This is a genomic window from Anaerolineae bacterium, from assembly GCA_016931895.1.
GTDB lineage: Bacteria > Chloroflexota > Anaerolineae > 4572-78 > J111 > JAFGNV01.
The window spans coordinates 1-6781 of the sequence record JAFGDY010000085.1; the positions used below are offsets into that span (position 1 = coordinate 1).

Here is a 6781-nt window from a genome sequence, read left to right on the forward strand (position 1 = left end):
AGAAACTGCCGGTAGGCCGGGGGGCTTGGGGGGTGCCCCCCCATTCGTTTCTTTTCCGGTTGAATAAGGCCCCGGCCTTATGGAACCTTCGGAATGACACGACGACTAAAGGGTAGCAACTTGATTATTTATGTGTTGGTAAGGGTCCGGGAGTATCTTTAATTGGTGCCCCGCAGTCGCGGCACAAGCTGGCGGTGTTTTTTATCGGTGGCAGAGGCCGGGTCGCCGGAGGTGGGCGGGATAGCGCCCAAAACGGTCACGCCAATCGCTCGCTCCACATCGGCCGAGGTACGGATGATGTCCGTTTCCAGCCATTCTAAAAAAAAGACAACCAGCACGCCCACCAGGACCCCAAATAAGCCTGCGGCCAGGGTATTGATTTTAGTTTTAGGGGAGTATTGCTCGTAACCCAGGTTGTAAACATTGTCCACAATGGTCACTTCCACCCGGTCGCGTTTGTCCTGGCGCTGGTTCCAGGCGTCGCGGTCGGCCACAAAAACTTCGGCTGCGGTTTGGGCAATGTGCATGGCCACCTGGGGGTCCTCGTCGCGGGCTTCGATTTGCAGGGTAAAAGTTGAAGAATCCGGGTTGACGAACAATTTGCCAAGCAATTGTTCGGAACTCATATCCAATGGGCCAACATCGCCGCTGGGACGGTCAATAATCTCTTGGGCCATGGTGTGCGTGCGGAGGTTGGTGGCATAGTTGCGTAACAGGTCTTTGATAGTATTGCTCAACCCCCAATCCAGCCGGGCCGGGTTAACGCTAAGCTGCACACTGGCGCTGTAAATAGGCGTTTGCATTTTGCTAAACCCATAGGCGCTGGCGGCAGCAATAAATGCGACCACCACGATAATCCAACCCCGTTTGCGCAATATTCTGACATAATCGGTGATTTCCATAACACTCCTTCTGCAAATTACAAATCGCAAATTTGTTATTTGCTATTTGCTATTTTCCCCGGTATTTCGGCCAGCACCGGAATACCCATTGCTTCCAATTCCGACCCGCCCCGCACGCTGTCGTCCAGATAATCCAACAGAAAAGCCAACGCTATCCCGGCGGCCAGGGCCAACAGCAGGCGCACCGGCAAATCAAGGCGCCGGGTGAGGGCGGGAGGATTGGCCGTAGGGAGTGAGGGCGGGTCAATGACCTTGATGAGCGCGCCGGGCGTGCCCAGTTGGGTTAAATACTTGGGGCTGTCTTGCTCCATCACCACCACAATCGCCCGGGCAATGTCGGCCAGTTCGGCCTCGTTGCCCCAACTGAGGTTTAAGCGCAAGATGCGGTGTTGCTTTTCGGCAATGGTCACCCCGCCAATAGTCCCTGGCGGAATTTGCGCCGGGCTGCCCATTTCGGCCAATCGTTGGTTAACGTCGGCGGCAAAGGCCTGGCTGCCGACAATGGCCGTCAGATCATCGGCCAGATATTCCGAAGAGAGCCAGGCATAGTAGCTGTCGTAACTATATTGCTCCGGCAGTTCTTGCGGTTTAACGCCTACCGTAAAACGCATGCTGGTGTTGTAGGTGGTGGGCGGGGTTTGGGCGGTCAACCAACTTATGGCCCCCACCAGCCCCACCAATAGGGCCGGTATCCAGGCTCGTTTCCACAAGATCTGCCAGTATTGCTTAAGCTCCATCAGCCATCAACTTTCTTACTTTAGCACACGCCCCGGTTGTTGTCATCGGGTAATTGGCGGAATTTGCTTTACCCATTTTGGCCCTACAGTATAAGCCAAATGTCGGTATGTTCAAAATTTATTGACATTCACGCAGAATTAATGAAAATAGATGAAGATTTTCTAAACAGAATTCCCGCGAGGAGACCAAACTGATGAACAGAATCAAACCTTTGTATTTGACCCTTATGCTGATAGCCGTGTTTGGAGTGGGCGTGGCCATTGGTTTTATGGGACGCCCGGTGGTGATGCCCCCGGCAGAAGTGGTGGTGACTGTAATGGTCACGCCCGCAGCCGCAGCGGCGGCGCAAGCGGCCCCGCCCGCTCCCTCAGAAACTATTCAACAGCAGCCAACACCAACCATTATGGATTTTCTCCTTGCCGACGCCCGCCATTTTTTAGGCGACGTCAATGCGCCGGTAACGGTGGTTGAGTTCAGTGATTTTCGCTGCGGCTTCTGCGGGCGTTGGGCCGCCGAGACGCTGCCGCAACTGCGCCAGGAATATATTGACCCCGGCCAAGTTCGTTTTACCTATAAACACCTGGCCATTTTAGGCCCAGACTCTGTCCGCGCTGCCGAGGCCAGCGAATGTGCCGCCGAGCAGGGTGAGTTTTGGGATTTTCATAACCAGGTGTTTGTTGATCAGGCTCAAAACCGCACTTCCCTGACCGAGGATAATCTGGTTAAATTGGCCGGGGGGATAGGGCTGGATATGGATGCTTTTCGAGAATGCCTGACTACGGGTCGTTACACCAATCAAGTGATGCGGGAGTCGCAAACCATTCAGTCGTTAGGGGTGCAGGGGACGCCCGGTTTTTTGGTCAACGGCGTTTTTATTTCCGGGGCGCAGCCTTTTGCAGTTTTTCAGCAGGTGATTGAGGAACAGTTAGCCGCCAAGCCTTAGATTATCTCTGAACAAGCTTTCCAAATCCTGGAACCCGGATTCAATCCATCGCTTTAACCGCCGCCGACCCTCCTCAACCAACGCCAACACAGCTACTTGCTCCTGTTTGGCCGGCGCTGCCGGCTGCCACAGGGGGCTTAACCAGGCTTCCGGGTGTGCCGCCAGGTCCGGCTTTTCTCCGGCCAGCATGGCCAGGGCCGCCGCGGCCCCCAGGGCGTAACGGCGAGGCTGTATCCCTTGTTGTAAAGCCAGGCGGATAGCGCCAATGAGCCGGTCTTCCCAGCCCAGTTTGCGGGCCGGGTCTCGCCCCACCCGCTCCACGGTATCTTGCAGGTAAGGATTGAACATCCGCTCCAGGAGATCGTCAACAAATTCACGGAAACCGGCCTCGGTAAAGAGAGGGTCAAGCCCAGCGTATTTGCGGATCAGGGCCTGGCCGGTTTCTTCAACCAGGGCCGCATGCAAAAAAGCAAATACGCCCGGCGCTGCTTGTAAATCGGCAATGCGCTGCACTCCTTTGACAGCGCCGAGGTAGGCCGCCAGAGCGTGCGCGGCATTATGGCCATAAAACTTGGCTTCTTCAAAGGGCAAAAGATTTTCCTTTTCCGTAAAAATACCAATGCCTCGTTGGAAAGACGCCTCTTTTTCGTCAAATTGGGTTTTTGAGATCAGAATCCGGTTGAAGGATTCCACCAAAAAAGCGCGTTGACTTTTGGGCGTGATAGGGGTTAAACCGGCCTGGCGCATGTGTTGAGGGTCGGCCACAACCCCGCTCATTTTGGCAATCACGGTGTTGAGAAACCGCACGCGAGAACAAACTGCCGGCTGCTCAGAGGGTGGAATTTGGGCCAGCACTTTTTCTTGCAAAAGTTCGGCGGCGTGGCTGTAATTTTCGGCAGTATAGATTACGGCGCGCGGCCCCCCCTTAACCACCTTCTGCCGCAGCCCCTGGGCCAGGATGCGGTGCAGACTGCCCGGCCCCTCCGACACGTAGGCCGTGACATTGGGAATGGCCGTGCCAATCTCTTGGGCCTGGGCAATGGCCGCCATGAGGCGCTGGCGGTCTGCGGCCTGGGCCGGATTTTCAATCTCTATTGGCCCTATCCTGGCCTGCTCGATGCGCTTGGCGTGGGCGATGTTGAGGGAGAAATACCCCCCGGCCCGGCGAACGGCGTCCACGACCTCCGGTATAACTTCAGCCACCACCAATCGCCCAAAGGCAGCAGCGCCAAAAGCCTCGTAAAGAAAAAGTCCGGCCTGAATGGCGCCAAAACCAAAGCCAACATAAATGCGTTTTCCGGTCAAGGCCATCTAAACATTAGTCTTTCTTGGGGCGCGGTGTGTTCAGACCCGCCAGCCTCCGTATTTCTTCCACAAGAAATGTCAAATTTTACTCATGCCTGGAGCCATCCGGCATAATCGCGCCGCTCAACCAGGCTCGATCAAAATTGGCTCCGGCCAGGTTGGCTCCGCGCAGCCACGCGCCACGGGCATCAACCCCATCCGCCATCATGGCGCCGCTCAAATTAGCCCAACGCAAATCCGTCCATCTCAGGTCCGCGCCATTTAGATTAGCCTGGCTCAGATTGGCCCCGCTGAGATTGGCCCAATTCAAATCAGCCCCTTCCAGATTTATGCCGCTTAAATTGGCCTCGCCTAAATTAGCCCACCTCAAATAAGCGCCGCTTAAATTGGCCTCGCTCAAGTCAACGCCCCAAAGGTTAGCCTCGCTCAAGTCGGCGCCGCTTAAATCACGGCCTCTACCCCCGTTGTTGACAATGTCCCCCACCAGGCGCCATTTCGCCTCAAGCCGGGTTGTGTCATCAATTTTAGCGCCCATCAGGATGGTTCCATGCAGATTGGCTTGGTTGAGGTCCGCACCCTGGAGATTGGCCTGGCTCAAATTGGCCCCGCTTAGGTTAGCCCCGGTCAGATTTGCTCCGGCCAAATTTGCGCCAGACAAGTCAACGCCCTGTTGTTGGAAAGGGCCGCTCAGGTTAGCTCCACTCAAATTGGCCTTTTGGAGATTGGCTCCGGCCAGGTTGACCTGGCGCAGGTCAGCTCCGGCCAGGTTGACCTGGCGCAGGTCAGCCCCGGCCAGGTTGGCCCCAACGCAATCTGGCGGACAATGAACAGGCGTACAGGCCGCCCAGGTCAAGGTGAGGCCAACCAGCCCCACCGTAAGTTTCAACGCCGATTTTTTATTTCTAATTTTCAAACGCTCATTTCTCATCTCTAATTTTGACGCCCCATTGTCTCACAGGTGAACCATCTCGTCAAAATTAGTGTGTGAAACTCAACCGCTGATAAGATGACGCCTAACCGTCGCCTTCACTATCAGCCGGGAGTAGGGTGGCAAACCGGCAAAATGCTAACAGGTGTGGTAAAATAGTGATAGAAGATAGGGGATGCGGTTCACCGTATCCTTTTTGATTCGAGAACTGTTTATTCCCAAACAACGTCTATCAAAATACGCATCATCAAGGAGAAATAACCTATGAAAATTAAACCTCAAAGTTTTAGCCTCTCTATCCTTGGGATAGGACTATTAGTGCTGGTTGGTGTATTGGCCCTGGGTTTGGTCCGTGTGGGCCTGCCGGTGGCCGAAGCCAGCGAATTACGAGCCGAAACCGATCTGCCGCGCACCATTACCGTGGTCGGCGAAGGCCAGGTCAGCGCCGCGCCCGACATTGCCCAGGCTTTTATTGGCGTGCAGGTATCAGACCCAGACGCCAAAGTAGCCACCGATAAAGCGGCCCAGGATATGAACAGCCTGCTGGCCGCGCTCAAGGGCGAAGGGATTGCGGATAAAGACATTCAAACCTCGTACTACAGCGTTTACGTTGACCGGCCTTACGGCCCGCAGGGTCCCACCGGCGAGGTGTTGTACCAGGTTAGCAACAACGTGCAGGTAACCATTCGCGATCTGGATAAAGTGACCGATATTCTGAGCGCGGCCATCGAGGCCGGGGCCAATAGTATCAATAGCGTTGATTTCCGCCTGTCGGACACCGGCCGGCTAAAATCCCAGGCCCGGACCAAGGCTGTGGAAAACGCCCAGGCCACGGCGCAAGAATTGGCCAAGTTGAACGGCGTGGCCGTGGGGGAAGTGGTCAGCATCAGTGAGGTGATTGACCAGGGCGCCTATTACGTCAGTGAACAATCCTACGCCGCCTCCGGCTTGGGTGGCGGCGGGGCCGGTCCCATCTCCCCCGGCGACGTGACGGTGACGGTGCAATTGCAAATCACTTATGCTATTTTGCGATAACCAAACCTGTTAGTTTGGCGTGGAACGGGGCCATTGGCCTCGTTCTACGCGCCAAACTTGATTTTGTGACCCCTAAATTATCTTCCTTCAAACAAACAAGCAATACGTTTAAATAAATCCGCTCAACCAACTCCACAAGATGGCCAGTCCAAAACCAATGATCATAACGCCTGCCCCTTTATTGACCCACCGCAACATCCGCGCGTCAAACCTGCGGCGAAAAAGACCAACGCCAAAGCTCAGCAGCAACCACCACAACCCGGACCCCAAAAAGACCCCCAGCACCAGCAGACCGGCCGAAAGGTAACTCCGTTCGGCTTCGGCCAGGCCCACGCCGGCAAAAATGGCGGCAAACGAAAGAATGGTCATCGGGTTGGTCAAGGTCAAAAAGAAGGTTGATAGATAAGCCCCACCCAGCGATTCGGCGGAGTTTGAGACTGAATCCGTGGTGATACCGGCCAGAAACGTTTTAAGGCCCAGGTAGCCCAAAAATACGCCGCCCACCACCCGCAAAAAATCCGTCTGCGCCAGGAGAAAATCGGTCAGCAGGGCCAGGCCAAAGGCGGCCATGCTGCCATAAACCGCATCGGCAGTGGCCGCGCCCAGGCCGGAGACCAAACCGTGCCTTTGGCTGAGGTTCAAGGTGCGTTGAATACACAAGACCCCAATGGGGCCAACCGGGGCGGCAATGGCAAATCCAAGCACAAGGCCGGTTGTAAACAGATGATCGGCCATACAATAATCTCCCCCAAAATAGTAATTTGCTGACTATATGGCGGATTGCGGATTCCGTCAATTTTGGAGGATGGTACCGCCCCTACATAAATAAGCTATCAAAAAATAGTAAGCGTAAAGGGCTGGGGACATACCGTAGGGGGAAAAGGGACAAAATAGCTTCGTAAAAAGGTAAAAAACAGGCTTGTGGCATGC

At 55.1% G+C, this 6781-nt stretch carries 7 protein-coding genes; 2 read left to right on the forward strand and 5 right to left on the reverse strand.

Annotation, left to right across the window (positions count from 1 at the left end; translation table 11 throughout):
- Window positions 1-158 precede the first annotated feature (158 nt).
- Window positions 159-902 carry a hypothetical protein gene (locus JW953_06815; GenBank protein ID MBN1992399.1) on the reverse strand — a complete coding sequence of 248 codons (744 nt, stop codon included), beginning with the start codon at window positions 900-902 and terminating at the stop codon, window positions 159-161.
- Between the two features lie 35 nt (window positions 903-937).
- On the reverse strand, window positions 938-1639 hold the full coding sequence (locus tag JW953_06820) for a hypothetical protein (GenBank protein MBN1992400.1): 702 nt from the start codon (window positions 1637-1639) through the stop codon (window positions 938-940).
- A 194-nt stretch (window positions 1640-1833) separates the two neighbouring features.
- Between JW953_06820 and JW953_06825 the strand changes: the two genes are divergently transcribed.
- Window positions 1834-2583: a DsbA family protein gene (locus JW953_06825; protein MBN1992401.1), complete on the forward strand. Its 750-nt coding sequence runs from the start codon at window positions 1834-1836 to the stop codon at window positions 2581-2583.
- On the opposite strand, the gene JW953_06830 is transcribed toward JW953_06825, so the two are convergent.
- Together JW953_06830 and JW953_06835 are read right to left on the reverse strand one after the other, a co-directional pair.
- Window positions 2566-3894 carry a hypothetical protein gene (locus JW953_06830; GenBank protein MBN1992402.1) on the reverse strand — a complete coding sequence of 443 codons (1329 nt, stop codon included), beginning with the start codon at window positions 3892-3894 and terminating at the stop codon, window positions 2566-2568. The two genes, JW953_06825 and JW953_06830, sit on opposite strands and share 18 nt — an antisense overlap.
- 79 nt (window positions 3895-3973) lie before the next feature.
- Window positions 3974-4816, reverse strand: coding sequence for a pentapeptide repeat-containing protein (locus JW953_06835; protein MBN1992403.1), 843 nt, complete (start codon window positions 4814-4816; stop codon window positions 3974-3976).
- Window positions 4817-5080: 264 nt separating this feature from the next.
- On the opposite strand from JW953_06835, the gene JW953_06840 reads away from it, so the two are divergent.
- A complete protein-coding gene (locus tag JW953_06840; GenBank protein ID MBN1992404.1) occupies window positions 5081-5851 on the forward strand; it encodes an SIMPL domain-containing protein in 771 nt (256 codons plus the stop codon).
- Between the two features lie 108 nt (window positions 5852-5959).
- Here JW953_06840 and JW953_06845 read toward each other — a convergent pair whose 3' ends face one another.
- Complete coding sequence (locus JW953_06845) at window positions 5960-6586, reverse strand: LysE family transporter (protein MBN1992405.1); 627 nt, start codon at window positions 6584-6586, stop codon at window positions 5960-5962.
- Between the last annotated feature and the right edge of the window lie 195 nt (window positions 6587-6781).

Bases quoted from the DNA above. Each gene is read 5' to 3' on its own strand.
- JW953_06815 (MBN1992399.1), bottom strand. From the start codon at position 902: ATGGAAATCACCGATTATGTCAGAATATTGCGCAAACGGGGTTGGATT.
- JW953_06820 (MBN1992400.1), bottom strand. From the start codon at position 1,639: ATGGAGCTTAAGCAATACTGGCAGATCTTGTGGAAACGAGCCTGGATA.
- JW953_06825 (MBN1992401.1), top strand. From the start codon at position 1,834: ATGAACAGAATCAAACCTTTGTATTTGACCCTTATGCTGATAGCCGTG.
- JW953_06830 (MBN1992402.1), bottom strand. From the start codon at position 3,894: ATGGCCTTGACCGGAAAACGCATTTATGTTGGCTTTGGTTTTGGCGCC.
- JW953_06835 (MBN1992403.1), bottom strand. From the start codon at position 4,816: ATGAGAAATGAGCGTTTGAAAATTAGAAATAAAAAATCGGCGTTGAAA.
- JW953_06840 (MBN1992404.1), top strand. From the start codon at position 5,081: ATGAAAATTAAACCTCAAAGTTTTAGCCTCTCTATCCTTGGGATAGGA.
- JW953_06845 (MBN1992405.1), bottom strand. From the start codon at position 6,586: ATGGCCGATCATCTGTTTACAACCGGCCTTGTGCTTGGATTTGCCATT.